Here is a 25085-nt window from a genome sequence, read left to right on the forward strand (position 1 = left end):
CTCGACTGTCACTTGGCGGTGCTGAGTTTCATACGCAGGCTGAAAGCTCCGGACGCGACGCCGGTGGCCAGCCGCCTCCGAGCGGCGTCCAGTGCGTTCACCTGCTGCTGTGCCTGTTCGGTGAGTTCGGTCAGCTCCCGTGCCGCCAGGTCGAGCTGTTGCAGCTCGGTCGGCGAGAGCATCGGGACGTCAAGATGGTCCAGGCCCGCCCGGCGGACCCGGTGGTCGCCGCGGGCGGTGTTGCGGTCCGCGACCATCAGCGCGGCCAGGGCGTACGGGCCGATCCATGCCTGCTGCGGCTCGTCGCGGTGCAGCGAGCTGTGCTTGACCTGACCTGGGATGCGCAGACCCTGCACAGGGGTGAGCAGGACGCTGCCGCCCTGCTCGTCGACGATGGCGCGCAACTGCTCGCCGGTCAGGATGATGACGTCGCCGGGTTCGGTGACGGCCGCCGCGTTGTACTGCCCGAGGGCAGCCAGCTCGATCCGGCGTGCGCCGACCGGCAGGTGGCCGAGCAGCTCCTCGCTGCCCAACACCCGCTGGCCCTGGCGGGTAAGCTGTCCTGCGGGAATGCGGTGCCCCGGCAGGCGGATCAGTTGGCGTCCCCGGATCAGTTCACCGATGCTGCGGTGCACGGTTCGCGCCTGCCGGGGGGTGATGTCGATGCGGTCGAGCGCTGACACCGCGTCGACGGCGGCGGTGAACGTCGCGATCGCCGTGGTGCGTGCCCGCACGGCGTCGAGGAGGTGATCCTGCGGAGCTGCCTGCGGTGTCAGCAGGTGTGCGGGGAGCAGGGTGCGCCCGGCCAGCAGCTCGGAGGCGGGAACCTCCCGGCAGAGCCGCGCGTCCCGAGTGGCCGAACCGCACACCAGCTCGGCGGTGTGCTGGGTCCAGGTCGCGCCGACGCGGGCGCGCACCCGGTCCGCGTCGCAGACGACCACCTGACGCGTGGTGTCGCCGGTGTCGGCGGCGAGCACCAGCAGCACCAGGTCGGCCCCGCCGAGGTACGGGTGGACGTGACGCGGCAGCTGGATGATCGCGCGGACGCAGCCACGCCGCACCAGCTGCTCTCGCGACCACGTCACCGGCAGCCGGGTGGCGGTCGCGGTGCGCGTCAGCGTCCACTGCGGCACGACGGCGAAGCCGACCGCGTCGTCGTCAAGGCATTCAACGACGCTGGCCGCCCAGGAGAGCGGGTGATCCTGCTGCTGCTCATGCTCGCCGGACTGGAACGGCGGGTCGGCGAAGACGACGTCGGCACTCGCCCTGCCGTCGTGGGGAGCCACGTCACGCAGGCCGTGGCAGAGCAGGCGAAGCCTCATCAACTCCACTGCGGCGGGGTCGGTCTCCGCGTACCGCGCGGTCCGGGCTCGGCCGCGCGAGGCGGCGGTGGCCAGGAACGCCCCGCTGCCGGCGGCGAGGTCGGCGACGGCGAGCTCGCCGGACTCGCCGAGCAGCTCACTGGCAATGTGGATGGCCAGGTCACTGATGGCAGTAGGGGTCTGGGTCGGTGCCGCCCACCACGTGCCGCCTGCCGACTCGATGATCGCTTCTGCCGCGGCAGGGGCGCCCAACTGGCCGATCAGACGCTCGACTTCGGCGAGCTGCGACAACGCCACAGCCGGGTGCTCGCGGACCGGCTGGAAGACGCCGGTGAGGTCGACGTGCTGAGCCTCGGCCGCCTCGGCGGTGGCGCGCAGCTGTTCCTCGCTGGTCGGCAGCGGCCGGCCGTGGAGGTGACGCAGCGCGGCCACTGCCAGGCCGGCGCGCACGCGGGCGTCGGCGTCGGCGTCGGCGGAGTGCGTGCCGACGGCAGGACCGCGGCGCAGGCCCTCGCGGAAGAGCTCGCCGTACGTCGCGCTCCGCTGCTGAGGCAGGCTGGTCGGCCGCTGGTCGAGCCATTGCGCCACCTGCTCGGCGTCGAACAGGGGCTGGGTCGCCGAACCGCCGATCGGGCGCGGAAAGTCGCCGTGGCGGCGTCGCCAGTTGCTGACACTGGGTCGTTGCACCTGGGCAAACTTCGCAATCTGCGCCATGGTCACTGTCACGGGCATCCTCCCCTCCTTCCGCCTCGATACAGTCAAGCAGGCACGCTACGGCGGGGCTCCTTTCTGAGTCAACGCGGGTCGCTGATAAGGGGGATTATCACTATCCTTTCGAGCCGGGTTGCGAACCCCCGTTATCAGAGCAAGACATCGCCTCACCATTAATTGCTCGCTGTCATGGATGTCGTCGCCGGCCTTCCGGCGGAAACACCACTACGGAAGCGAGCACGTTCATGCGAAAGATCCACCTGGCCGGCCTCACGGCGCTCATCACCTTCTCGCTGGCCTGCGGTGCCGGCTCGGGCGACACCAGCTCGTCGGTGACTGGTGGCGACGGCACGGCCGTCGAGGCCGCGCCCGAGAAGACCACCGCGACCGCGAAGGTCGGCCAGACCGTCACCCTCACCCGCGACGGCCTCGGCGAGAAGTCGGTCGTCGAGGTCACCGTCGCCAATGCCAAGCAGCACTCCAAGGAGCCGGGCGAGTACGGCAGCAAGCCCGAGCACGGCGTCTTCCTCGTCCTGGATGTGACGGTGGTCTGCAAGGACGGGACCTATCACGCGAATCCGTTCAACTTCAAGTTCGTCGCCAAGGACGGCACCGTCTCCGAGGGCGCGTTCAGCGTGGGCTTCAAGCCCGACCTCAACGCCACCGACCTGTCCAGCGGGCAGAAGGTCGCCGGGAAGATCGTCTTCGACGTGCCGAAAGCGGCAATCACAGGCGGCCGCATCCAGATCGACGGCATGGGCTTCGACTACGACAAGCCCGCCGCCTACTGGGCCCTATAGCCCTCCCCACCTGCCCGCAGCACCGCCCGTGGCCGAAGCCTGCCTGGACCGGTTCGATCAGCGACTGGTCCGGGCGGCGCAGGCACGCCACCCAGGAGAAGGCACACCATGACCATCCCTGACGAGACCATCGACCACCTCATCCTTGACCACCTCGACAACGCCGACCTGCCCGAGGCAGCCGCGACCCTCATCCTCGCCGCCGTACTCGGCGACGACGAGTTGGCCGCGGCGCTCGACGGGGCGGCTCCGCGCGGCGAGCTGTCACCGCCGCCCACCCCCGGCGACTCCGAGCCGATCGGCACCTACCTCGCCGGTATCGAGGTCACCGGATTCCGGGGCATCGGGCAGAGCGCCACGCTCAACCTGATACCGGGTCCGGGACTGACGATCGTGACCGGCCGTAACGGTTCGGGCAAGTCCAGCTTCGCCGAAGCCGCCGAGCTGGTGTTGACCGGTGACAACCAGCGATGGGCCGGACGCAGCACGATCTGGCGCGACGGCTGGCGCAACCTTCACACGACCGAGGACCCACGAATCCGGGTACGGCTCGGCGTCGAAGGCCACCGCAACGGCGCCAGCGTCGAATGCCACTGGCGCACCGGCGGCGGCCTGACGGATTGCACCGCCTTCCTGCAGCTGACCGGCCAGCCCCGACAGTCCGTTGCCGAACTCGGCTGGGACAGGGCGCTGCAGCTGTACCGGCCATTCCTTTCCTACGCAGAACTCGGCGGCCTGCTCGGTGGCAAGCCAAGCGAGATGCACGACTCCCTGCAGCGCATTCTCGGCCTCGGCCGGCTTGTCGAGATCGAGAGCCTGCTCAAGACGGCGCGCAAGGACGCCGACGACCGCCGCAAGCTGGCCGGAGCCAGGCTGCCGGACTTGCGAGCAGCGCTGGCCGCCCACCCCGACCCGCGCAGCCGCCGAGCCGAACAGGCACTGGCCGGCAAACTCGCCGACCTCGACCAGCTCGAAGCCTTGGTGACCGCGGACGAACCGGCCGACGACGCGAACGTCACGCCGCTTCGCCAGCTTGCCGTGCTGCAACTGCCTGACCGCGACCAGGTAGCCGCCGAGGTCGAGCGACTGAGCACCGCGCTACGCCAGATTGAAGAACTTTCCGGCACGCCTGTCGAACAGGCGCGGACACTGGCCGGGCTGCTCCGCGACGCCCTGCGCCACCACCACAGCCACCCGGACCAGCCCTGTCCAGTGTGCGGGGGTCGCACCCTGGACGCGGCATGGGCCGAGCAGGCGCAAGCCCAACTGATGCAGCTCACCACGCGAGCCGAACAACTGGAAGATTCCTACCGCGTCGAGAAGCTGGCGCGCAGGGTGCTGCGCGACCTGGTTCCCGCGCTGCCCGCCGTACTGGCCCTCGACCTCACCGCCGAAGGTGTCCAGCCCGCCGACGCCCGTATCGCCTGGCGGGACTGGGACCACCTGCTCGGATCCCAGGACTCCGCCAAGATTGCGAACGGCACGCTTGCCGCACTCGATGCGCTGCACACCGCACTGCAACCGACTCAGGCGGCAGCACGACGAGCACTGGAGCGCCGCCGTCAGGCGTGGCAGCCGGTGGCAGACCAGATCCGCGACTGGATCGCCACCGAACGAGCCAGCCGGCACGCATCCGAGGCGTACAGCGCGCTACGCAAGGCGATCACCTGGCTGCAGGCAGTCAGCAACCGGATCCGCAACGAAAGGCTCGCACCTCTCATGCAGGAGGCGACCTCTATCTGGAACACGCTACGCCAGGAGAGCAACGTCGACCTCGGCGTGATCCAGCTGACCGGCACAGGTCCCACTCGCCGCCTCGATCTGAACGTCACCGTCGACGGCGTACCCGGAGCGGCGCTCGGCGTGATGAGCCAGGGCGAGCTGCACTCGCTCGCGCTCGCGCTGTTCCTGCCCCGCGCCACGATGCCGGAAAGCCCATTCCGGTTCCTGGTCATCGACGACCCGGTGCAGTCCATGGATCCCGCGAAGGTATACGGCCTCGCCCAAGTCCTCGCCGAGGTCGCCAAACACCGCCAGGTCGTCGTCTTCACCCACGACGACCGGCTACCCGCCGCGGTTCGGCACCTCCAACTGGGCGCGCGGGTCCTGACCGTCAGTCGGCTTACGGGGTCCCGAGTGACCGTCACCGGCGACAGGCTTACCAACCCGGCGATGCGCTACCTCGACGATGCGTGGGCGATAGCACGCGATGAGGCCATGGCAGACGATGTGCGCGTACACGTCGTTGGCAACCTGATCCGCGACGCCATCGAGTTTGCCTGCCAGGAACTGATCCGCATCCGCGGCTTCCAAGCCGGGATGCCCATCGCGGAGACCGAGCAGGCGATCAGCGAGGCCCATGGACTGCGCCCCATCCTGGCCCTGGCCTTGCTGTCCGACGCCAAGCGGCTCGGCGACCTGAACGCCGCTCTGCACCGGCTCCACCCGGCAGCCGCGCGGGTGGTCGCCATCGCCAACAGCAACGCGCACGGCGGCGCTGGAGCCGACCTCATCGCCCTGGTGCAAGACGCGCAGCGCGTAGTCGAGCGGCTGGGCCGGCCATGACACCTCAGCAGCTCCTCGACGTGGCAGGCAACCTGCTGATCCGACCCAGCCCCAGCATGCGCCGGTGCTGGCACCGCGGATGCGCCTGCCTGACCCGCATCGCCCTGGAGGAGGGACTACGCAGCTACTGGTCCCGCGTGGCGCCCTCCGTGGCCAGCAGCCCCATGCGTCACCAGTTACTGGCACTGCCTGCCTTCGCGGGCGACGAACCTGCTCGGACCGCGCGCACGGCCTGGTACGGGCTGTCGCGGGCGATGCACCACCACACCTACGAGCTGGCGCCGACCGCCGCGGAACTTCACGGCTGGCACCAGGACGTCGCGTCACTGCTACCCCGACTCGACCCAGCCTGGTCCGCGGCGAACAAGGCAGCGACCACGGAACGCGATGATCATCCGCCCTCAACGCCACCCGTCACTTGGGGTATCTCATGAATGACCAGCCGAATCTCCCACCGCTGCCGTCGGGCATCGGATTCCGCGTCGGATCCATGCCGACTGTCCAGGCACCCCTCCCAGTCTCGGCCCCGAAACGGCACAGGGTCTGGCTGTGGATCCTTGCCGGGGGCACCGCCGCCGTGCTGCTGTGCTGCACCGCCTTCGTGGCGAGCAGCTTCCTTAACGGCAAGGACCCGGAGCAGGTCGCCGCCACGGCCGCTGCCACACGACCGACACTGACGACTGCGGCGCCCAGTGCCGTGGCACCCAGCACCGCAGTGCCCAGCAGCCTGGCGTCGACCAAGCCCGTCGCTCCACCGCCGAAGCCGACATACAAGGCCCTCAGCGCTCGCGAATGGAAGCTGATCGCCAAGAACCCCGACTCGTACATCGGCAAGACCTATGTCGTGTACGGGGTCGTGACCCAGTTCGACGCAGCGACCGGCGACGACACGTTCCGCGCCGACATCTCGCACAAGAACATGACCAACGCTACGAATACGACACCAACACGCTGCTGTCCGGATCCTCCACGCAGCTCAAGAACCTGGTCGAAGACGACGAGTTCCGAGCAAACGTGACGGTGCTGGGCTCCTTCTCGTACGACACGCAGATCGGCGGATCCACGACTGTCCCGTTACTGCAGGTTGACTCGATCAAGATCCTCTAAATCGGTGGCGTCGATGCAGCCGGTCGCTCGGGGCCAATGCAACAACGACGGCCGGCTGCCGACCAGTGAGTAAAGGACAGCTGAGGCGGCGCCTTGCACTCCAACCTGAGCTACTACCGTGGCCCTCATCGAGCGACGATAAGGCAACTCGGGGTAATCGTAGGGCAACGGCTGGCCGTCCGTCCGATACCCGAAGTGCGCCGATTGCAACGATCCTAATCCGGCACGTGTGGGCTGTGCCAAAACCAGGCAAGTGAGGTAGATGTGGAAGATCTCGCACCAGGCCGCGAGGCCCGTACGCTCGTGGGACATGCCGAGAACATCCGTAACGCCGCATACTGTCTCATCCACGCCGAGCACAGCCAGATTGCACAGATCCGCAACCTCTCCGAGCTGGCGCGCCGTCACCTCGTGGAGGAGCAACTTCACGAATCGGACGTGACGCGTTTGCGGGCCAGCGTCCGCGGGGGCGGGCTGCGCCTCGGCCCACTTCAGGCTGCCGGCTTCCGCACGGTCGGACAGCTGGTTCAGCAGCGCCACCAGCTCGCTCACTATCCCGGCGTCGGGCCTGCAACGGTCGCCCAGGTGTCGACCGCCATCGACGCGCTGGCGCGAACTATCGCGACATCCGTGACCATCCGTCCTGATGCCAATCGACCTCGACCGTACGATGCGCAGCTGCTCCTGGCACTGGCCCGTCTGTCGCTTGTACGCCGCGAGATCCACGCGACGGTGCCAGCCGCACGCGAGCTGCATGACGCGATCGCCGGTCATCTGATCGGCGCGCGTCGAGCGGCAAGCCGTTGGCGGAGTCTGTGGCGCTCACCACGCGGGAGGGCCGCCGACCGTGATGCTCTGAGCGCAGTCGCCGATGTGATGCGCTCACCACGGCTAGATACCGCCAAGATGGCGGTGTCCGGGGCGTTTCGCAAGCTGTCGGACGAGCCGGTAGTCGACCAGCTCTGGGCGGATTACCGCCGACGCAGCAGCGAACTCCTGTCCCTTCTCGCCGCCGCGACGGGATCAGCTGCCCCCGTGGCATCCGCACAACCGAGCCTGTCCGGATCTGCCAGCGAGCCTCCGGCATCTGCTGCCGCGCAGCCGTCGGCGGCTCGTGCCACGACCGTGGTTGCCGGACTGCTTCCGGTAGGGCCACACGCCCACTGGGTACCCCACGACCAGCCTGTGCAGCTCGGTCCGCTCTTGATCGATGGCGGGCTCTTCTACCTGGGCCAAGGCCTGGAGTCCGTACACGGAATGGTCGAGCCGGCCCTCATCGACCCCAGCTTGCGCATCGACCTCAAGAACCCAGACCATGAAGGCCGTGGGCTCGACTACTGGCCTGCATATGAGGACTTGAGCCCACGTGCTCGCGCTGCGTACCTGTCCTGGCTCGCTGACGGCCGACGGTCACCACAGGCACCCATCGGTTACGTCTTTCTTTACTTCTATGGCCTTGAGCGTAGGGTTCTCGTCGACCTGTCCCACGATGCGAACGCCTTCCAGGACCTTCCCGCCATCGAGGCAGAGGTCACCAGGCTGCTCTCTGTCTATGGACGTAGCGACTCGTTCCGCTCCTACGCCTCTGGCTTTCTCGATCTGATCCGAGCAATGCGCTTGGGCAGCACACCCGGGTCCCTTCCCAAGCGGCCGCCGGCTCTCAGCGACGACCACTGGTCCGTTCCCTTGATGCTGCGCCTGGGCCTCGGTTCGTTCGCCGCTTCCGGCACCCCTGTGCCCACCGACTGGGCACGTGCCTGGGCCTGGTATCACCCCTCTATCTATCCCCGCACGCCACAGACCCGCTGCGCGGAGGAGTTCGAGAAGCTCTTTGAGCTTCGATATACACAGCGGTTCAACGAAGGCATTCGTCTACGACCCGGCAAGTCGCGCGTGCGCCTCTCGTATCATCCGGCGAGCGCTGGAATCGACTCACAGGACATACCACTTCGAGACTTCCCTGACGTGTTCGAGCAGGCTGCACCGACTCGGATGCTCACGGACCTGGTGGATTCCGTCACCGGCGAGCTAGACGCTTACAGTCGCTGGCTCGGCCGCAACCCGCAAGGCCGGGGCTCCCTCGCCGCCATGGCCCTTCTCCCTGCAGAGCTCGCCGACAATCGTTCCAGCACCGTGGCTGCGTTGCAGCAATGGGCTGAGACTCACCTCGGCGGTAGGAGGGTTGCGGTTGTCAACGGCGCCGAACTGATCGCGTTCTGGCCAGGCACAGATCAGGCCCGTCTGCCGAAGGCAGACTTCGTCGCCTTGGCGCAACTGCTGTCTCGCCTTGGATTCGGCATCGAGCCGGACATCCGATTCGGTGGTCCCGCGCTGGCCCAGACCGCAGTGCTGTTTCGCGACGAGGGCGAGACGTCGCGTACGGCGGGACCCGCCTACACAGCCGCAGCAACACTTCTGCTGTTGGCAGTGGCGGTCAGCGCCGCCGATGGAGAGGTGAGCGTTGAGGAGCAAGAACACCTCCTCTCGCATCTCAAGCACGCACTGGAGCTCAACCGCTCCGAACAGGTACGCCTGGAGGCACACCTCCACTGGCTCATCGTGAGCGGTGTCAAGCTGGCGGGCGTCAAGAAGCGGGTAGAAGCGCTGGCTCCCGACCGACTCGTGGAGATCGGTGACTTCCTCGTAACAGTTGCAGCAGCTGACGGGGTGATCTCGCCGGAGGAGGTCGCGACGCTGTCGAAAATCTACGGGCTTCTCGGCCTCGATCCGGCAACGGTCTTCGGCAAACTCCATCACGCAGCGAGTAGGCCACCATCGGCCAATCGCCCGACGCCCGCGATCGGCCCCGTGGTGGTCCGCCCGGCCTCACAGGCGCCGATCGAGTACGCGATACCTGTGATTCCGCCGTCAAGTTCCAACCAGCTGGCAACCGCAACCCGGCGACCGGCCTCCGCGTCGGTGCCGCCTCCTTCTGACGCATTCACGCTCGACTCCGAGGCGATCGCCGTGAAGCTCCACGAAACCGCGACGGTGTCGGCACTGTTGTCGAGCATCTTTACCGACGATGACGTGATGGTGAACACTTCACCGACGACGTGGGTCACCTCTGCCGACCCTAACGCCTCGTCCGAGCAAGCTGATCGCATAGCCGGACTCGACAGTGGCCACGGCGCGCTCCTTCGCGACCTGGCCAGCAAACCGTCGTGGACCCGTGCCGGATTCGAGGACCTGGCGGCTCGTCATGGACTGATGCCCGACGGCGCCATTGACGTGCTTAACGAAGCCGCGTATGAGAAGGCCGGCGAGCCGGTCATCGAGGACGACGGCGACCTTCAGATCAACCAGTACGCGTTTGGAGAGATGAGCCGATGATCGACCACATGGCCGGTACGCCCCCACGCATCCGTCCCCGCGAACGTGACGCGATCATCCAGTCACTCCGTGCGGGAGTGGTGCCGCGGATCGGACATCAACACGTACAGGTCGGTCGCTTCGAAGAGGTGAAGGCACTCCTCACCGACATCTCGCGCATCACCGATGGTGGCGCGGGGAGCCGGTTCATCATCGGCGAGTACGGCTCCGGCAAGACCTTCTTCCTCCACCTGGTTCGCTCCATCGCTATGGAGAAGCGGCTGGTCACCGTCCACGCTGACCTGTCGCCGGATCGCCGACTCCACGCAACCGGCGGTCAGGCCCGCAGCCTGTACGCCGAACTGATGCGAAACATGGCTACCCGTGCCAAGCCCGACGGCGGCGCCGTCGCGTCGGTGGTCGAGCGTTTCGTCTCGCAGGCATTGACACAGGCCCGCGACTCGGGGCAGAGCCCGCAGGTCGTGATCCGTCAGCGGCTGGACAGCCTCTCCGAACTCACCGGCGGTTACGACTTTGCCGATGTTGTGGCGAAGTACTGGCAGGGCCACGACACCGGAAATGAACAGCTGAAGAACGACGCGGTCCGCTGGCTGCGCGGCGAGTTCGCCACCCGAACCGACGCGCGCAACGCGCTCGGCGTGCGCACGATCGTCGACGACTCCAGCTTCTACGACAATTTGAAACTATTGTCCCGTTTCGTGTGCATGGCCGGCTTCGACGGCCTGCTCGTCTGCCTCGACGAGATGGTCAACCTCTACAAACTCGCCAACACGCAAGCCCGCAACGCCAACTACGAGCAGATTCTGCGCATCCTCAACGACAGCCTGCAGGGTGCCGCCTCGCATATCGGCTTCGTTTTCGGGGGAACTCCCGACTTCCTGCTCGACACCCGGCGGGGCCTCTACTCGTATGCAGCGCTTCAGTCACGGCTGGCGGAGAACACCTTCGCTCGCGACGGGCTCGTGGACTACTCCGGGCCCGTGATCCGCCTAGCCAACCTCTCGCCCGAGGACTTCTACCTCCTGCTGCGAAACCTGCGTCACGTGCAAGCCAGCGGCGACCCGAGCGCGTACCTGCTGCCCGACGAGGGACTACAGGCCTTCATGAGTCATTGCGCTGCTCGCGTTGGCGACACCTACTTCCGCACGCCCCGTAACACCATCAAGGCCTTCCTCGACCTGCTCGCCGTACTCGAACAGAATCCCGGACAGGACTGGCGAGCGCTTCTAGGCGCGGTGACGATCGCTCCCGAAACCGATCCCGATTTTGAACCACTCGACACCACCGATGAGCCAGCCATCGCAGGCGCGCCTGATGACGAACTCGCTACCTTCCGACTCTGACCTGCGCTTCGGACCCGAGCATGCTCCACGGGCCAACGCTTCGGCGGCGTTCGACATCTTGCATCAGAAGGTCCAGCGTTGGGTCTACGCCAAGGGCTGGACACGTCTTCGTGAGGCGCAGGAGAAGGCGGTCGAGCCGATCCTCGCCGGCGGCCGCGACGTCATCATCGCGGCCGCGACCGCAAGCGGTAAGACTGAGGCCGCATGGCTCCCGATCTGCTCTGCGCTGCTCTTCGGAGCCGAGCATCGCCGAGACCAGGTACCCGGAGTAAAGGCGCTGTACATCAGTCCACTAAAGGCCTTGATCAACGATCAATATATGCGTCTTACAGGTCTATGCGAGGATCTCGACCTGCCGGTGCACCGGTGGCATGGTGACGTCGCCAGTTCCCAGAAGTCCAGAGTGGTCCGCAATCCAGATGGCATTCTGCTTATCACGCCCGAGTCTGTCGAGTCGCTGTTCGTCAACCACGGTTCCAGCTTGGCGACGTTGTTCGGAGGTCTGCAGTACATCGTCGTCGACGAACTTCATTCGTTCATCGGTACTGAGCGGGGTGCTCAGCTACAGTCGCTCCTGCACCGCATCGAACTGGTCGTTCGTCGCCGCGTTCCTCGCATCGCGCTGTCAGCGACATTGGGCGACTTCTCCACGGCCGCAGACTTCCTTCGGCCACGGAAAGGTGCCGAGGTCGAAAGGATCAAGGCGGTAGACGGTGATGTCGAGATCAAACTCGTATTGAAGGGATACAAGTGCGCCGAGCCGAGCCGAGCGACGAACACCGCGACGGGATCGGACGCCGCTGCGCCAAGGGACGACGAGAGCAGCGAGTATGACAAGGCCGCGATCGCTGCCCACCTCTTCCAGACGTTGCGCGGGACAGACAACCTGATATTCGCAAATACCCGGCGCGACGTCGAGATCTACACAGACCTCCTAAACAGACTATGCGCGGAAGCGCGCGTTGCGACCGAGTTCTTTGCACACCACGGCAATCTCTCGAAGGAGATCCGCGAGCACGTCGAGGGCCGGCTCAAGGACGGATCTTCACCCGCATCTGCCGTGTGTACATCAACCCTTGAGATGGGAATTGACATCGGCTCGGTCGACTCCATCGCGCAGATCCGCGCCCCGGCAAGTGTCGCCGGCCTTCGCCAACGTCTCGGGCGGTCAGGGCGGCGTGACGGGAAGAGCGCTATCCTGCGCATCTACGTCTCCGAGCCGGAACTTACTAACTCGACACCTCCCGTCGACCTTCTCCGCGCAGAGACGTTCCAGAGTGCCGCAATCGTCGAAATGCTACTGCAGGGTCGCTACGAGCATCCATATGTCGGCGAACTACACCTCTCTACGCTGATTCAACAGATTCTCTCAGTAATAGCGCAGCACGGGGGTGCCGATGCACAACAGCTCTATGGCGCATTGTGCGGCCATGGGCCGTTCGCTCAGGTTGATCGGTATACCTTTACCGCTCTGCTTCGCGCGATGGGGCAGCATGACCTGCTGACTCAGGATGGCCGGGGCATGCTACTTCCGGGCATACACGGCGAGCGGGTGATCAACCACTACACGTTCTACACTGCCTTCCAGACACCAGTCGAGTACCGGCTCGTCAGCAACGGGCAGACGATCGGCTCCGTACCTGTAGACCAAAGCATTCTGCCTGGCGCGCTCCTGATCTTCGCCGGACGGCGTTGGAAGATCCTCAATGTGGATGACAGGCAGAAGGTCATCGACCTGACTCAGGCTGGCGCTGGTCGACCGCCGAAGTTCTTCGGCGGTGGCGGAGAGGTCGCCGATGAGGTACGGCGCACGATGCGAGCGCTTTACTCCTCCGACGTCGTGCCCCGATACCTCGACAATGGCGCGCAAGATCTATTCATTGAAGGTCGATCGGCCTTCCAGCGCCAGGGCCATGCCCACTCCATGATCTTCGGTTGGGGAGGAGACGTGCTTCTCTTCCCATGGCGGGGTGACCGGATCATGAACACTATTGCCGTTGTCCTGGCATCGCGAGATCTCGAGGTCGGACTTGATGGCCTGGCATTGACAGTTCATAGAACGAGGCCAGATGACCTGCACCGGCTCGTCGCTCGGCTCGCAGGTGAGTCGAAGCCGACTGCTGAGGCGCTCGCGGCCGTAGCGGACGGCAAGGCCCGCGACAAGTACGACGGCTACCTCAGCGATGAGCTACTCGACCGCGCCTACGCAGCGAGAGCATTCGATATCGATGGCGCTTGGGACACACTCACCATGATCGCAAGTTCGCCGCCACGTGCAGTCGACGCAGAGCTATGAGTTGCGCCGTAGACCTTGGCGGTCTGGGCCGGCGGCCGGCGGCTTCCTGACGTACGTAGGGAGTGGTCCCGGAGGAGTTCGCATTCCGGGACCACTCGTGGCGCGACTACTACTTCGTGGGGTGTCGACGGGCAGGCGTAGGTAGGGCGACCTGTTCCGAAAGGATGAGCACGCGGGCCGCAAGGTGCGATGCGGATCCGCGTGGACCCCCTATAGCGTTAAGAAGGTGCCCTTCCTTTCGGTTTCGACGGCATGGCGACAGAGTGGGGCGGGACAGGCGAGGGCTTTGCCAACCTGGGGGCGACGTGATGCCGCGGCCTGGCCCGGGGCTGCGGGCGGGTGTCGGGGAAGGAGTCGGCGATGAGTCCCACCAGGGCCGGACCGGCGGGGGTACGCATTCTCGGGCCCATCGAGGTGGCCGGGGCCGACGGCCCGGCGGCGCTGTCCGGCGCCCGCCAGCGGGCCCTGCTCGCGGTGCTGGCGATGAACGCAGGCACCGTGGTGCACCAGCCGCGGCTCATCGACGCGCTGTGGGGCTGGGATCCGCCGCGCACGGCGGTGAAGACGCTGCACAGCCACATCGCGCGGGTACGCCAGGCGCTGGAGGCGTGCGGGCTGCCCGGCACCCTGCACACCCGGCACGCCGGATACGTGCTCGACATCCCGGCGCAGTCGGTGGACGCGTTCCTGTTCGAGTCCAAGGTGGCCGCCGCGCGCCGCCACCTCGGCGCCAGTGCGCCCGAACAGGCCGCCCGTGAGCTGCGCGAGGGTCTGGCGCTGTGGCGCGGCGACGCGCTCGTCGACGGCGAGCCCACCGGCTGGGCCGCGGCCGAGGCGGCGCGGCTCAACGAGGTGCGCCTGTGCGCGGTCGAGGAGCTGTGGGACGCCGAGCTGCGGCTGGGCCGCCACCGCGCCGCGGTCGGCGAGCTGGAGCGGCTGCTGGTGACCCAGCCGCACCGGGAACGCCTGGTCGGGCTGTCCATGCTGGCCCTCTACCGCTGCGGCCGGGCCGCCGACGCGCTGGACGCATACCGGCGGCTGCGCGCGTTCCTGGCCGAGGAGCTGGGCACCGACCCGGGCCCGGACCTGCAGCGCCTGCACACCGCGATCCTGCGCGAGGACCCGGCACTGGACCACACCGGACCCGTGCCCGAGCCTGCCGCGACGGAGCCGCCCGCCGGGACCGGCGAGCCGGTGCCCACGGAGCTGCCCAGCCCGGCCGGGCACTTCACCGGCCGGGACACGGCACTGTCCGCACTGGACGGGGTGCTGGCGCAGCGGGGCCCGCAGCCGCGGATCGCGTTCGTGGCCGGGCCCGCGGGCATGGGCAAGACCGCCCTGGCGCTGCAGTGGGCGCACACCGCGCTCGCCCACTTCCCCGACGGGCAGCTGTTCCTCGACCTGGCCGGGCACGACCCGGCCGCCGCGCTCGGCCCGGCCGAGGCGCTGGCCCAGCTGCTGAGCAGCCTGGGCGTGCCCGCCGGGCGGGTGCCCGCCGAGCTGCCCGCCCGCGCCGCGCTCTACCGCACGCTGCTGCGCGAGCGCCGGGTGCTGGTGCTGCTGGACAACGCGGGCGGGGCCGACCAGCTGCTGCCGCTGGTGCCGCCGAGCCCGTCGAGCCTGCTGCTGGTCACCAGCCGCAGCCAGCCCACCGGGCTGAGCACCCACCACGCCGTACACGCGGTCGGCCTGGACGCCCTCGACCGGCACGAGGCGGTCGCGCTGCTCGCCGAGGTGCTCGGGCGCGACCGGGTGGACCGCGAACCGGCCGGGGCGGCCCGGCTCGCCGCGCTGTGCGGCGGGATGCCGCTGGCGCTGCGCATCGCCGCGGCCAAGCTCACCGCCCGCCCCGGGCGCACCCTCACGGAGCTGGCCGAGGAGCTGGCCGACGACGACCGGCTGGACGGGCTCTCCGTCCCCGGCGACAGCCGCAGCGTGCGTACGGTGTTCGCGTCGGCGTACCGGTCGCTGCCCGGACCGGCGGCGCGCCTGTTCCGCCTGCTCGGCCTGCATCCGGGACCGACGTTCACCGCGCACCTGGCGGCGGCGGTCACCGGGACGGCGCCCGCGGGGGCGCGGCGGGTGCTCGACGAGCTGGTCGCCGCGCACCTGGTCGCCGAGGCCGGGCCGGACCGGTTCCGCTGCCACGACCTGCTGCGGCTGTATGCCCGCGAGCGCGCCCTGAGCGAGGAGCCGGCGCCGGCCCGCGACGAGGCGCTGGCCCGGATCGTCGACTGGCACACGGCCGTCGCGGACGCGGCCAACCGCCTGGTCGACCCGGGCCGCGACCGGGTCACCCCCGTGCTGGCCCACCCCCCGGCGCAGCTGCCGTTCCCCGCCGACCACCACGCCGCGCTGGACTTCCTCGACCGGGAGCGGGCGGGCATGCTCGCCGTGGTGCGCCACGCCGCCGAGCACGGCCACGACACCGCCGCCTGGCAGCTGACGTACCTGCTGACCGGGTTCTTCGACTCGCGCGGGCACTGGGAGGAACGGGTCGACCTGTGCCGGTGGGGTGTCGCCGCGGCGGCCCGCACCGGCGACCCGGCCGCCGAGGGCCTGATGCGCAGCGGGCTCGGCGTCGCCCTCATCATGACGCGCCGCTTCGACGAGGCGCTGGACGTGCTGCGCTCGGCGCTGGCGCTGATGCGCCGCTGCGGCGACGTACGCGGCGAGGGCCACGCGCACAACAACATCGCGGTGGCGAGCGCGGGGCTGCGCCGCTTCGACGACGCGGTGCAGGCCTACCAGCAGGCGCTGACGCTGCACACGTCGATCGGCAACGGGCTCGGGGTGGCGCTGGCGCTCAACAACATCGGCGACGTGTACGTCCGGATGGGACTGCCCGAGCTGGGCGCCGAATACCTGACCCGGGCCCTGGCCGCGGCCGGGGAGCTGCCCAACGCCCGGCTGGAGGCGGCCGCGCTGAGCGGCCTCGGACAGGCGCACCTGGCCCTGGACGACTTCGGCGCGGCGCTGGAGCACCTCGGGCGGGCGCTGGCCGTACGCCGGCACAGCGGCGACCGCCGCCACGAGGCCGCCACCCGTAACACCATCGGTGTGGCGCACCTGCGCGGCGGGGACCGGGCCGCCGCGCTCGCCGAGTTCGGGCAGGCGCTGGCGCTGAGCCGGGAGCTGGCCGACCGGCACCTGGAGGCCACCGCGCTGGCCAACATCGGCCGCACCCACCTGCGCCACGACGACACCGTCGCGGCGGGCGGCTACCTGCGGCTGGCGCAGGCGGTGCGCGACCGCGCGCCCGACCCGTACGAGGCCGCCGAGCTGGCCCGCGACCTGGGCGACCTGGCGCACCGCACCGGCGACGCCGACGCCGCCCGGGAGCAGTGGCAGCTCGCCGTGGACCTGTTCCGCAAGGCCGACGCCACCGACGAGGCCGACCGCCTCGCGGCGACCCTGGTCTGAACACACCGAGGCCCCGCCCGAGCAGCCGGCTCGGGCGGGGCCTCGTATCCCGAGGAGGGGTCTGGCGCCTAGACGCCGTCGCGGATGACGACGGTGGCGGTGGCCACGACGCGGCCCTCGCGGTCCAGGTACTCGATCAGGAAGGTCTCGCCGCGCTCACGCACGCTGTCGCCCTCGACGAAGACCTCCAGCTGCAGGGAGCCACCGGGTTTGAGCCACAGCACGCCCTCGCGCACCTCGGTGTAGTCGGCCGGGGCCGACGCGGTGCCGTCGGCGGTGCGGTACGGCAGCGCATACCCCTCCTTGGGGAGCGTGCCCTTGATCTCGATGGGGACGGCGCACCACTCCTTCTCCCAGCAGATCGCGTCACGGGAGATGCCCAGGCAGTCGTGCCCGCACGGGATGGGAGCGGCGGCCGCGGGCTGCGGCAGCAGGACGATCGTCGCCAACAGTGCCAGAGCTGAGGCGCTGAGCCAGCGCACGAAGCGGTTCATGCCCGGCACCGTAGGCCGGGCGGGTTGTGGAAAGGTTGTGTGCCTGGCCACCGGCCCTGCGGCCGGCGACCAGGCACCCGGTGCTCAGTCGATCAGTAGAGCAGGCTCCAGCCGCGCACGTGGCCGCTCTCGCCCTTGACCACGTCCTCGACGACCAGGGTCCACTCGCCGGGCTCGGCGACGCCGCCCAGCCGGACCGGGAACACCTCGGTCACGTCGGCCTCCCGGTCCTCCCGGTTCTGCGCCTTGATCAGGTACTCCTTGCCGGCCGGCGAGACCAGCGAGATGCGCAGGTCACCGCGGCGCGGGTGGGTGATGTTGACGCCCACCTCGATCGTCTCCAGGCTGCCCTTCTCCTGGATCTTGTGCAGCCACTTGTACGGGCCCGGGTCCGGGATCGGATTGCGCGGCCACTCCTCCCACACCAGGTCCCAGACCGGGATGATCAGGCACTCGATCGGCAGCGCCGAGCCGACGCCGACCGCCGCCCACGCCCGCGCCACGCTGCGGTACGTGGTGCCGCACTTGCCGTACAGCTCGGCCGTGGCCGCCAGCGTGTCCGAGCGGGCGTTCTTGAACGACTCACCGGCGGTGAAGTAGTGCCGCAGCGCGTGGTACCAGATCTTCGCGGCCTTCGTCCGGCCGATGCCGACCAGGCTGGAGTTGTTGCAGGTGGTGCTGCTGCCGTACGGGGTGTTGCCGCTGCCCTCGGCGAGCAGGAAGAAGAAGTGGTTGCCCACGCCCGAGGAGTAGTGCACGTCGAGGTTGCCGACGCCGTTGTAGTAGCAGTCCACCGAGGCGCCGTCCAGCGACGGCTGGTTCATGTAGCGCAGCGGCTCGCCGTTGCCGAACAGGTCCAGCTCCTCGCCGATCTCATAGTCGGCCGGGTCGCTGGCGTTGGCCGCGTAGAACTCGGCCATCGTGCCGAAGATGTCGCTGGTGGTCTCGTTGAGCCCGCCCGACTCGCCCGTGTAGAGCATGCCGTCCGGCGGGATCTCGGCCTGGTTCACGCCGTGGGTCATCTCGTGCCCGACCACGTCCAGCGCCACCAGCGGGCTGGCGTCGTTCACGCCGTCGCCGTACTGCATGACCTTCTGGCTCAGGCTCCAGCTCGCGTTGACCCAGCCGGTGCCGCGGTGCACCCGCGACTCGACGCCGGTGCCGTCGCCGAAGATGCCGTTGCGGCCCTGCCGGTTCTTGAAGTAGTCCCAGGCGTTGGCCGCGCCGTAGTGCACGTCGACCGCCGCGGTCTGCGCGGTCAGCGGGTTGCCGTCGCCCCACACGTTGTTGAAGTCGCTGAACGTGGTGCAGGTCCCCGACCAGGCGTGGTTGAGGTTGCACGTGCGGGAGTTGCCGCGCAGCGGGTCGATCGTGCGGTAGCCGAGCAGCCCCGCGGCCGAGGTGCTCAGGGTGACGGTGCCGCTGTAGATGCTGTTGCCGGTGCCCGTCGCGGTGTGCTCGTCCGGCAGGGCGCGCAGCACCCGGCCCTCGGTCGCGTCGACGGTCGCGTCCGCCGCGCCCGCCTCCAGCGTCACCGGCAGCTGCCAGGCCAGCCGGCCGGCGCCGCCCGCGGCATCGACGAGCAGCTGCGGCGTGCCCACCTCCTTGGCCTTGAGCTGCTCCTTCGCCGCTGCCGCGGCCTGCTCCGCGGTCAGCTTCGGGGTGGTGTCGACCGCCAGGGGCTTCTCCAGCGACACCGACACCCCGTCGAAGGAGCCGTCGGGGGTGAGGTGGACGACGAAGTCGCCGCCGGTCACGGGCAGGCCCTTGAAGAGCCGGGTGAAGCGGACGTGGGCGGCGCCGGTCTCGGTGACGTTCGCCTTCCACACCTCGTACCGGTCGCCCTCGGCCGTGCGCACCGCCTCCGGGTTTCGCTTGATGGCGTCCAGGGCACGGGCGATCGCCGTGTCCTCGGGGGTGCCCGCCGCCTGTGCGGGCACGGACAGCGCCACCGCGCTGCCGCACAGCAGCACCGCGGCGAGCGCCAGGGGGATCCGTCTCATCACGACCAACCTTTCGAACGTCGAGTTGCCCACAGGGGTACGCGGGCGCGGCTGTCACGGGGTTGTGGCAGGGTTGTGCCGCAGGTCCGCGCCGTGGCAGCCGGGCGGGGCCGCTTCCGCCGGACCGGGTGCGGCTGGCATGATCCCCGCCATGACCGAGCACGACGCCGACGACTCGTACGGCCACATCCGTCTCACCACCGTCGAGCCCGACGGCGAGCTGATCACCGAGGTGCTGCCCGCGCGGCAGCTGCCCGGCGGGCTCATCGAGCTGCTCGGCAGCCCCGGCGTGGTCACCGGCGCCGCCGCCGGCGACGTCGTCGTCATCCAGGCGAACGGCTTCCACGTGGTGCGCCGCGGCCCGAACGACTGCGTGCAGGTGTACGCCGACCCGGCGCTGGACGAGCACGCGCTGGCGTGGCTGGCCAAGGCGTTCGAGTCGGTCGGCGGCTACGTCGAGGCGCCGCCGCAGCGGCAGTTCGCCGTGGCGACCGTGCCCAGCACCGTCGAGTCCGCCGAGCTTGAGGCGATCATGGCCGCGGCCGCCGAGCAGATCCCCGGCCTGGAGTGGCAGCTCGGCACCCGCTGACCCGCAGGCCGCCCGCCGCCCATGCGGAAGCTCCCGTCACGTCGTCGCAACGACGGGACGGGAGCTTTGCTCAGCGCGCTCGGGCCGCGAGCAGGGTCAGGAAGGGCTGCCGATCTCGGCGAGCTGCTTGAGCGCGGCGGCGGTGCTGTCGGGGTCGGCCTCCAGCAGCGGCGGGCGCACCGAGGGGGTCGGGATGCGGCCCTGCGCGTGCAGCGCGGCCTTGATGACGGTCGGGTTGGGCTCGGCGAACAGCGCCTGCGACAGCGGCGCGAGCCGGTGCCCGAGCGCGCGGGCGCGTACCGCGTAGCCGTCCCGCCAGGCGGTGACGAGGTGGGCGAACTGTGCCGTGGCCAGGTGCGCGGAGGCGAGGATGCCGCCGCGCGCGCCCAGCGCGAGCAGCGGCGAGATGAACGCGTCGTCGCCGCCGAGCACCGCGAACCCCGGCAGCGGCTCGGCCAGCAGCGCGATCGTGTCCTCGTTGAGGCCGCCGACGGCGTACTTCACCCCGGCCACGTTCGGCAGGGCGGCCAGCTGCCGCAGCGCCGTCACGGACAGGTACTGCCCGGTGCGGTACGGGATGTCGTACACGACCAGCGGCACCGGGCTCGCCGCGGCCAGCCGCGCGAAGTGGGCCACCACGGCGGCCTCGCCCGGCCGGACGAACGGCGGCACCACGGTCAGCGCCGCCGTCGCCTCCGGCACCTCCCCGAGCGCGGCCAGCGCCTCGGCGGTGGCGGCGCCGACGATCAGCGGCGCTGAGCGCTCCCGGCACACCCGCGCGACGGTCGCCACGACTGCGTGCTTCTCCGCTTCGGTCAGCGCGCCCGGCTCGCCGGTGCTGCCGAGGGCGACCAGCCCGGTCGCGCCCGCGTCCAGGCTGTCGTGGGCCAGCCGCTCCAGCGCGCCGTGCGCCACCCCACCGTCCGCGTCGAACGGGGTGACCAGTGGAATCCAGAGCCCGTGCAGTGTCGTCATGTCACCGATGCTGCCGCCCCGGACCCGGAAGGACCAGTTCCGGTTCCTGAGGGGATCCGTAAGCTGAGCTGATGCTTGACGTACGCCGCCTGCGCCTGCTGCGCGACCTGGCCCGGCTGGGCACCATCGCCGCCGTCGCGCAGGCCCACACCTACTCCCCCTCGGCGGTCTCGCAGCAGCTCGCGGCGCTGCAGCGGGAGGCGGGCGTGCCGCTGCTGGAGCGCACCGGCCGGGGCGTCACCCTCACCCCGGCGGGCACCGCGCTGGTCCGGCACGCCGAGACGGTGCTGGCCGCGCTGGAGGCGGCGACGGCGACGCTGGCCGCCGCGCGCAGCGGCCTGCACGGCACCGTCCGGATCGGCGCGTTCCCGACCGCGGTGCGCACCCTGCTGCCCGCCGCGCTGGTCGCGCTCGGCCGCGAACACCCGGCCCTCGACCTGATGGTCACCGAGCTGGACCCGGTGCACATGCCCGACGCGCTGCGCGAACGCCGCCTGGACGTGGCGCTGCTGCACGACTACGACCTCGCGCCGGTCACCCCCGATCCGACCGTGGAGTCGGAGCCGCTGCTCGACGAGACGGTCTTCCTCGCGCTGCCCGCCGACCACCCGGTGGACGGCGACCCCATCGCCACGGTCGAGCACCGCGCCTGGATCGCGGGCACGCCGGGCACCCTGTGCCACACCGTGGCGCTGCGCACCTGCCAGGCGGCGGGCTACCAGCCCCGGGTACGCCATCACGCCGACGACTTCACGGCCGTGCTCGCCCTGGTCGCGGCTGGGCAGGGGGTGGCCCTGGTGCCGCAGCTCGGCGCGGTGCACGCGCCGCCCGGCGTGCGGCTGGTGCCGCTGCCCTCACGCCGGCGCACCCGGCTCGCGTACCGCCGCGGCTCCGGCGGCCACCCCGCGGTGTCCGCCTGCGTCACCGCCGTCCGCACCGCCACCGCCGCGTACCTCGCCTCCGCCGCCGGGCCGGGCGCGTAGCGTGGAGGTGATGCGACTGGTGATCATGGCGGACACGCACGTGCCGAAGCGAGCCAGGGATCTGCCCGCACCGCTGTGGGCCGCGGTGGACGGCGCGGACGTGGTGGTGCACGCCGGGGACTGGGTCGACGTGGCACTGCTCGACGCGCTGGAGGCCCGCTCCCGCAGGCTGATCGGGGTGTACGGCAACAACGACGGTCCCGCCCTGCGCGCCCGGCTGCCGGAGATCGCCCATGCCGAGCTGGCCGGGCTGCGCCTCGCGGTGGTGCACGAGACCGGCCCGGCGAGCGGCCGGGAGCGCCGGTGCGCGCAGTCGTACCCGGACGCCGACGTGCTGGTCTTCGGCCACTCGCACATCCCCTGGGACACGGTGGCCCCGAACGGGTTGCGCCTGCTCAACCCGGGCTCGCCGACCGACCGGCGACGTCAGCCGCACCACACCTACCTGACCGCGACGGCCATGAACGGGCTGCTCACCGACGTCCAGCTACATCGGATACCGGCATCGGTGTAAAGAATTATTGACACCACCCGGGGTCGCAGCCTACCGTGATGGTGTCAAGAATTCTTTACATGGGCGATGCGCGTGATCCGCCGCCCGCCCCGCGCGAGAGGATGCCGTCATGACCCCCGAGGCCGACACCGACCGCGTGCCCATGACCTTCGAGGAGCGCAACACCTGGCTGGCCGCGATCCTCGTGCCGCTCAGCACGCTGGGGTATCTCGCCGTGGTGATCCCCCGGCTGCTGAGCCGGCCCGTCGGCGAGGTCGCCTGGGCCGGGCCGATGCTCTGGTCGATCGGCGCCGTCATCGTCGCCTCGATCATCGGCTCGATCATCTCAGCGATCATGTCGGCGATCGTCTCCCGCGAGGCCAGGATGGAGACGGACGTCCGCGACCGCGACATCAACCGGCACGGCGACCGCATCGCCCAGGCGATCACGGGGTTCGGCGCGGCGGCGGTCTTGGTGCTCGCGATGCTGCGGGCCGACCAGTTCTGGATCGGCAACGCGCTGTTCCTCATCGGCGCCGTCGGCACCACCTGGGGTGCGGTCGCGAAGATCCGCGCCTACCGCGGGGGGTTCCATGGTTAAGCCCACCCGCGTCACCAACTCGATCCGCGCCCTGCGCGCCCGGCACGACGACATGACCCAGGCCGCGCTCGCCGAGCGGCTCGGCGTCACCCGCCAGACCGTCATCGCCATCGAGCAGGGCAGATACTCGCCGTCGCTGGAGATGGCGTTCCAGATCGCCCGCGTCTTCGGGGTGCCGCTGGACGACGTGTTCCAGTACCCCGACGCCGGCTAGGCAGCTCACCCTCTTCTCCCGGTTCGCGTGCGCGAGGCACGCGGCCTTCCCTCACCGCGCCCGCAGACGGGCTTAGGAGACGCCATGTCCGACCCCAAGACGCTCGGCCGCCTCGCCGGGCTGTGTTACCTGGCAGTGGCCGTGTTCGGCGGCTTCGCCGAGCTGTACGTACGCGACCGCGTCCGGGTGCCCGGCGACGCCGCCGCCACCGCCGCGAACATCACCGCCGACGAGACGCTGTTCCGCCTCGGCCTGGCCGCCGACCTGCTCATGGCGATCGCGTTCATCCTGCTCGGCCTCACCCTGCACCGGCTGCTGCACGAGTCACACCGACGCGCGGCGACCGCCCTGCTGGTGCTCGTCACGGGCGGTGCCACGGCGATCCTGGCGAACTCCGTGTTCCACGCCGGGGCGATGCTCGTCGCCACCGACCCCGCGTACGACAGCGGGCTGGCGCTGCTGCTGCTCGACCTGCACCACCACGGGTACGTGCTGGGCGGCGTCCTGTTCGGGCTGTGGCTGCTGCCCGTGGCGTACGTAGCCATGCGTTCGGCGCTGTTCCCCACGGCGCTGGGCGTGCTCCTGCTGGTCGGCGTGATCACGTGGCTGGCCGACCCGCTGCTGTTCTTCGCGGCGCCCGGACTGCCGGAGACGGTCCGCACGGCGGTCTCGGTGCCGACCAGCCTCGCCGAGTTCGGGCTGCTGCTGTACCTGCTGATCGTCGGCGTGCGGCGGACGGGTCAGCAGCTGGAGCAGGCGCGGGTGGACAGCACCACCCGATAGCCGTCGGGCCGGGCGAGCCGCTCCGCGCGCTCAGTGCGGGATGGCTCGCCGGGCCCGGGTGCGGTCCAGACCCTCGCGGTACGCCTCGATCGCAAGCGCCACCTCCATCGGCGTCCGGGTCCGCTCCAGGCCGTCCAGGTAGTGCACGTGCCGGGCCAGCCCGTCCAGGTCGGCGGTGAAGTACATCGCCATCAGAGGGTTGACGAACAGCTCGGTGCCCGCCGTGCGCCCGGTGCTGTGCACGTCGCCGAACTCGCCGCGCAGCGCCGCCGCGACCTGCGTGTTCACGATGCTGGCGTGCAAGGGGGTCTCCCTTGCCGCGTGTGCGACGGCGTCCACGTACGCGCGAGCCTCCGCGCTGCCGGGCGGGATGGAGAAGGCGCCGAGGTACGCCCCGGCGCGCTGCAGCGCGGCGAGGTTCTCCAGCACGTGCGCGTGGCATACGCCGTGGTGGGCGTCGATGCCGAAGCCCAGGCTGACCACGAGCTTGACCGGCACCTTGAGGCCGGCGACGGCGGCGAGGCTGGTCATGTCCTCCTCGGGCGTGCCGAGACCGGCCTCGTCGCCGCGCATGAGGATGTCGGTGCCGCCGTCGGCGAGCACCACCGCGTCGATCCCCAGCGACTCGATCAGTGCCCGGTACGCGGCCCGCAGCGGGCGGACGCCGGTGCGCTGGAAGGCGTACACGACGGGATCATGGCCCTGCCCCGCCAGCCACCGAGCGAGCGTGCGTTCGGGGAAGTAGCGGTCGTTGCCCGGACTGTCCGGGCGCACCGTGGCCAGGCCGGTGCGCCGCCAGGCGCCTGGACCGAGCTGCCCGAGCTCGCTGACGGCGAAGCTCGCCAGGGTGACCCGGGTGCCCGCGTTGCGCAGCGCGAACGCGAGCGGCAGCCCGGCGTACACGTCGAAACCGCCGCCCGCGCCCGCGACGAGCACGTGCCGCGCCTGGCGGAGCCGCTGGGAGACCGGGGGTTCGAAGAGTGCGTGCACGGCCCGCACGGTAGCCGCCGACGCGCGCCCGTCGCAGCTGCTTATCGCCCGGAGCGGCCC

At 69.9% G+C, this 25085-nt stretch carries 18 protein-coding genes; 13 read left to right on the forward strand and 5 right to left on the reverse strand.

All coding sequences use genetic code 11. The annotated features are described in order from the left end of the window. Nucleotides 1-8 precede the first annotated feature (8 nt). The gene (locus tag Cba03nite_RS10230) at nt 9-2054 is read right to left on the reverse strand and encodes an RsmD family RNA methyltransferase (RefSeq protein WP_203744559.1); all 2046 of its coding nucleotides are present in this window, start codon (nt 2052-2054) and stop codon (nt 9-11) included. A 224-nt stretch (nt 2055-2278) separates the two neighbouring features. On the opposite strand from Cba03nite_RS10230, the gene Cba03nite_RS10235 reads away from it, so the two are divergent. The 7 genes from Cba03nite_RS10235 to Cba03nite_RS10265 all read left to right on the forward strand — a co-directional run bounded on the left by Cba03nite_RS10235 (nt 2279) and on the right by Cba03nite_RS10265 (nt 16900). After that, on the forward strand, nt 2279-2833 hold the full coding sequence (locus tag Cba03nite_RS10235) for a DUF4352 domain-containing protein (protein ID WP_203744561.1): 555 nt from the start codon (nt 2279-2281) through the stop codon (nt 2831-2833). A gap of 108 nt (nt 2834-2941) precedes the next feature. After that, complete coding sequence (locus Cba03nite_RS10240) at nt 2942-5398, forward strand: AAA family ATPase (protein ID WP_203744562.1); 2457 nt, start codon at nt 2942-2944, stop codon at nt 5396-5398. Between the two features lie 430 nt (nt 5399-5828). Further along, nucleotides 5829-6416, forward strand: a complete 588-nt coding sequence (locus tag Cba03nite_RS10245) for a hypothetical protein (protein WP_203744564.1) — start codon at nt 5829-5831, stop codon at nt 6414-6416. A gap of 353 nt (nt 6417-6769) precedes the next feature. Further along, on the forward strand, nt 6770-9838 hold the full coding sequence (locus Cba03nite_RS10250; RefSeq protein WP_203744566.1) for a tellurite resistance TerB family protein: 3069 nt from the start codon (nt 6770-6772) through the stop codon (nt 9836-9838). Next, nucleotides 9835-11181, forward strand: a complete 1347-nt coding sequence (locus tag Cba03nite_RS10255; RefSeq protein WP_203744568.1) for an ATP-binding protein — start codon at nt 9835-9837, stop codon at nt 11179-11181. The genes Cba03nite_RS10250 and Cba03nite_RS10255 overlap by 4 nt, the downstream gene beginning before the upstream one ends. Next, entirely contained in the window at nt 11126-13477 is a 2352-nt protein-coding gene (locus Cba03nite_RS10260) for a DEAD/DEAH box helicase (RefSeq protein ID WP_203744570.1), read from the forward strand. The genes Cba03nite_RS10255 and Cba03nite_RS10260 overlap by 56 nt, the downstream gene beginning before the upstream one ends. A gap of 360 nt (nt 13478-13837) precedes the next feature. Further along, nucleotides 13838-16900, forward strand: a complete 3063-nt coding sequence (locus Cba03nite_RS10265; RefSeq protein ID WP_203744572.1) for an AfsR/SARP family transcriptional regulator — start codon at nt 13838-13840, stop codon at nt 16898-16900. Nucleotides 16901-16968: 68 nt separating this feature from the next. On the opposite strand, the gene Cba03nite_RS10270 is transcribed toward Cba03nite_RS10265, so the two are convergent. Further along, a complete protein-coding gene (locus Cba03nite_RS10270) occupies nt 16969-17394 on the reverse strand; it encodes a Calx-beta domain-containing protein (RefSeq protein ID WP_203744574.1) in 426 nt (141 codons plus the stop codon). Nucleotides 17395-17486: 92 nt separating this feature from the next. Then, nucleotides 17487-19397, reverse strand: coding sequence for a M4 family metallopeptidase (locus Cba03nite_RS10275; protein ID WP_203744576.1), 1911 nt, complete (start codon nt 19395-19397; stop codon nt 17487-17489). 151 nt (nt 19398-19548) lie between these two features. On the opposite strand from Cba03nite_RS10275, the gene Cba03nite_RS10280 reads away from it, so the two are divergent. Next, on the forward strand, nt 19549-19986 hold the full coding sequence (locus Cba03nite_RS10280; protein ID WP_203744578.1) for a DUF4265 domain-containing protein: 438 nt from the start codon (nt 19549-19551) through the stop codon (nt 19984-19986). Nucleotides 19987-20082: 96 nt separating this feature from the next. Here the strand turns inward: Cba03nite_RS10280 and Cba03nite_RS10285 are convergent, their stop codons facing one another. Further along, nucleotides 20083-20961 (reverse strand): dihydrodipicolinate synthase family protein, encoded by an 879-nt coding sequence (locus tag Cba03nite_RS10285; RefSeq protein ID WP_203744580.1) that lies wholly within the window; start codon nt 20959-20961, stop codon nt 20083-20085. Nucleotides 20962-21032: 71 nt separating this feature from the next. On the opposite strand from Cba03nite_RS10285, the gene Cba03nite_RS10290 reads away from it, so the two are divergent. The 5 genes from Cba03nite_RS10290 to Cba03nite_RS10310 all read left to right on the forward strand — a co-directional run bounded on the left by Cba03nite_RS10290 (nt 21033) and on the right by Cba03nite_RS10310 (nt 24035). Continuing rightward, nucleotides 21033-21944, forward strand: a complete 912-nt coding sequence (locus Cba03nite_RS10290) for a LysR family transcriptional regulator (RefSeq protein ID WP_203744582.1) — start codon at nt 21033-21035, stop codon at nt 21942-21944. A 10-nt stretch (nt 21945-21954) separates the two neighbouring features. Further along, entirely contained in the window at nt 21955-22458 is a 504-nt protein-coding gene (locus tag Cba03nite_RS10295) for a metallophosphoesterase family protein (protein WP_203744584.1), read from the forward strand. Between the two features lie 109 nt (nt 22459-22567). Then, nucleotides 22568-23038, forward strand: coding sequence for a hypothetical protein (locus Cba03nite_RS10300; RefSeq protein WP_203744586.1), 471 nt, complete (start codon nt 22568-22570; stop codon nt 23036-23038). Next, complete coding sequence (locus Cba03nite_RS10305) at nt 23031-23252, forward strand: helix-turn-helix transcriptional regulator (protein ID WP_203744588.1); 222 nt, start codon at nt 23031-23033, stop codon at nt 23250-23252. The genes Cba03nite_RS10300 and Cba03nite_RS10305 overlap by 8 nt, the downstream gene beginning before the upstream one ends. Nucleotides 23253-23336: 84 nt before the next feature. Beyond that, nucleotides 23337-24035, forward strand: coding sequence for a DUF4386 domain-containing protein (locus tag Cba03nite_RS10310; RefSeq protein WP_203744590.1), 699 nt, complete (start codon nt 23337-23339; stop codon nt 24033-24035). A gap of 30 nt (nt 24036-24065) precedes the next feature. Here Cba03nite_RS10310 and Cba03nite_RS10315 read toward each other — a convergent pair whose 3' ends face one another. Further along, complete coding sequence (locus tag Cba03nite_RS10315; RefSeq protein WP_203744593.1) at nt 24066-25025, reverse strand: DUF1152 domain-containing protein; 960 nt, start codon at nt 25023-25025, stop codon at nt 24066-24068. Between the last annotated feature and the right edge of the window lie 60 nt (nt 25026-25085).

The organism is Catellatospora bangladeshensis, from assembly GCF_016862575.1.
GTDB classification, from domain to species: domain Bacteria; phylum Actinomycetota; class Actinomycetes; order Mycobacteriales; family Micromonosporaceae; genus Catellatospora; species Catellatospora bangladeshensis.

Bases quoted from the DNA above. Each gene is read 5' to 3' on its own strand.
- Cba03nite_RS10230 (WP_203744559.1), bottom strand. From the start codon at position 2,054: ATGCCCGTGACAGTGACCATGGCGCAGATTGCGAAGTTTGCCCAGGTG.
- Cba03nite_RS10235 (WP_203744561.1), top strand. From the start codon at position 2,279: ATGCGAAAGATCCACCTGGCCGGCCTCACGGCGCTCATCACCTTCTCG.
- Cba03nite_RS10240 (WP_203744562.1), top strand. From the start codon at position 2,942: ATGACCATCCCTGACGAGACCATCGACCACCTCATCCTTGACCACCTC.
- Cba03nite_RS10245 (WP_203744564.1), top strand. From the start codon at position 5,829: ATGAATGACCAGCCGAATCTCCCACCGCTGCCGTCGGGCATCGGATTC.
- Cba03nite_RS10255 (WP_203744568.1), top strand. From the start codon at position 9,835: ATGATCGACCACATGGCCGGTACGCCCCCACGCATCCGTCCCCGCGAA.
- Cba03nite_RS10260 (WP_203744570.1), top strand. From the start codon at position 11,126: ATGAGCCAGCCATCGCAGGCGCGCCTGATGACGAACTCGCTACCTTCC.
- Cba03nite_RS10265 (WP_203744572.1), top strand. From the start codon at position 13,838: ATGAGTCCCACCAGGGCCGGACCGGCGGGGGTACGCATTCTCGGGCCC.
- Cba03nite_RS10270 (WP_203744574.1), bottom strand. From the start codon at position 17,394: ATGAACCGCTTCGTGCGCTGGCTCAGCGCCTCAGCTCTGGCACTGTTG.
- Cba03nite_RS10275 (WP_203744576.1), bottom strand. From the start codon at position 19,397: ATGAGACGGATCCCCCTGGCGCTCGCCGCGGTGCTGCTGTGCGGCAGC.
- Cba03nite_RS10280 (WP_203744578.1), top strand. From the start codon at position 19,549: ATGACCGAGCACGACGCCGACGACTCGTACGGCCACATCCGTCTCACC.
- Cba03nite_RS10285 (WP_203744580.1), bottom strand. From the start codon at position 20,961: ATGACGACACTGCACGGGCTCTGGATTCCACTGGTCACCCCGTTCGAC.
- Cba03nite_RS10290 (WP_203744582.1), top strand. From the start codon at position 21,033: ATGCTTGACGTACGCCGCCTGCGCCTGCTGCGCGACCTGGCCCGGCTG.
- Cba03nite_RS10295 (WP_203744584.1), top strand. From the start codon at position 21,955: ATGCGACTGGTGATCATGGCGGACACGCACGTGCCGAAGCGAGCCAGG.
- Cba03nite_RS10300 (WP_203744586.1), top strand. From the start codon at position 22,568: ATGACCCCCGAGGCCGACACCGACCGCGTGCCCATGACCTTCGAGGAG.
- Cba03nite_RS10305 (WP_203744588.1), top strand. From the start codon at position 23,031: ATGGTTAAGCCCACCCGCGTCACCAACTCGATCCGCGCCCTGCGCGCC.
- Cba03nite_RS10310 (WP_203744590.1), top strand. From the start codon at position 23,337: ATGTCCGACCCCAAGACGCTCGGCCGCCTCGCCGGGCTGTGTTACCTG.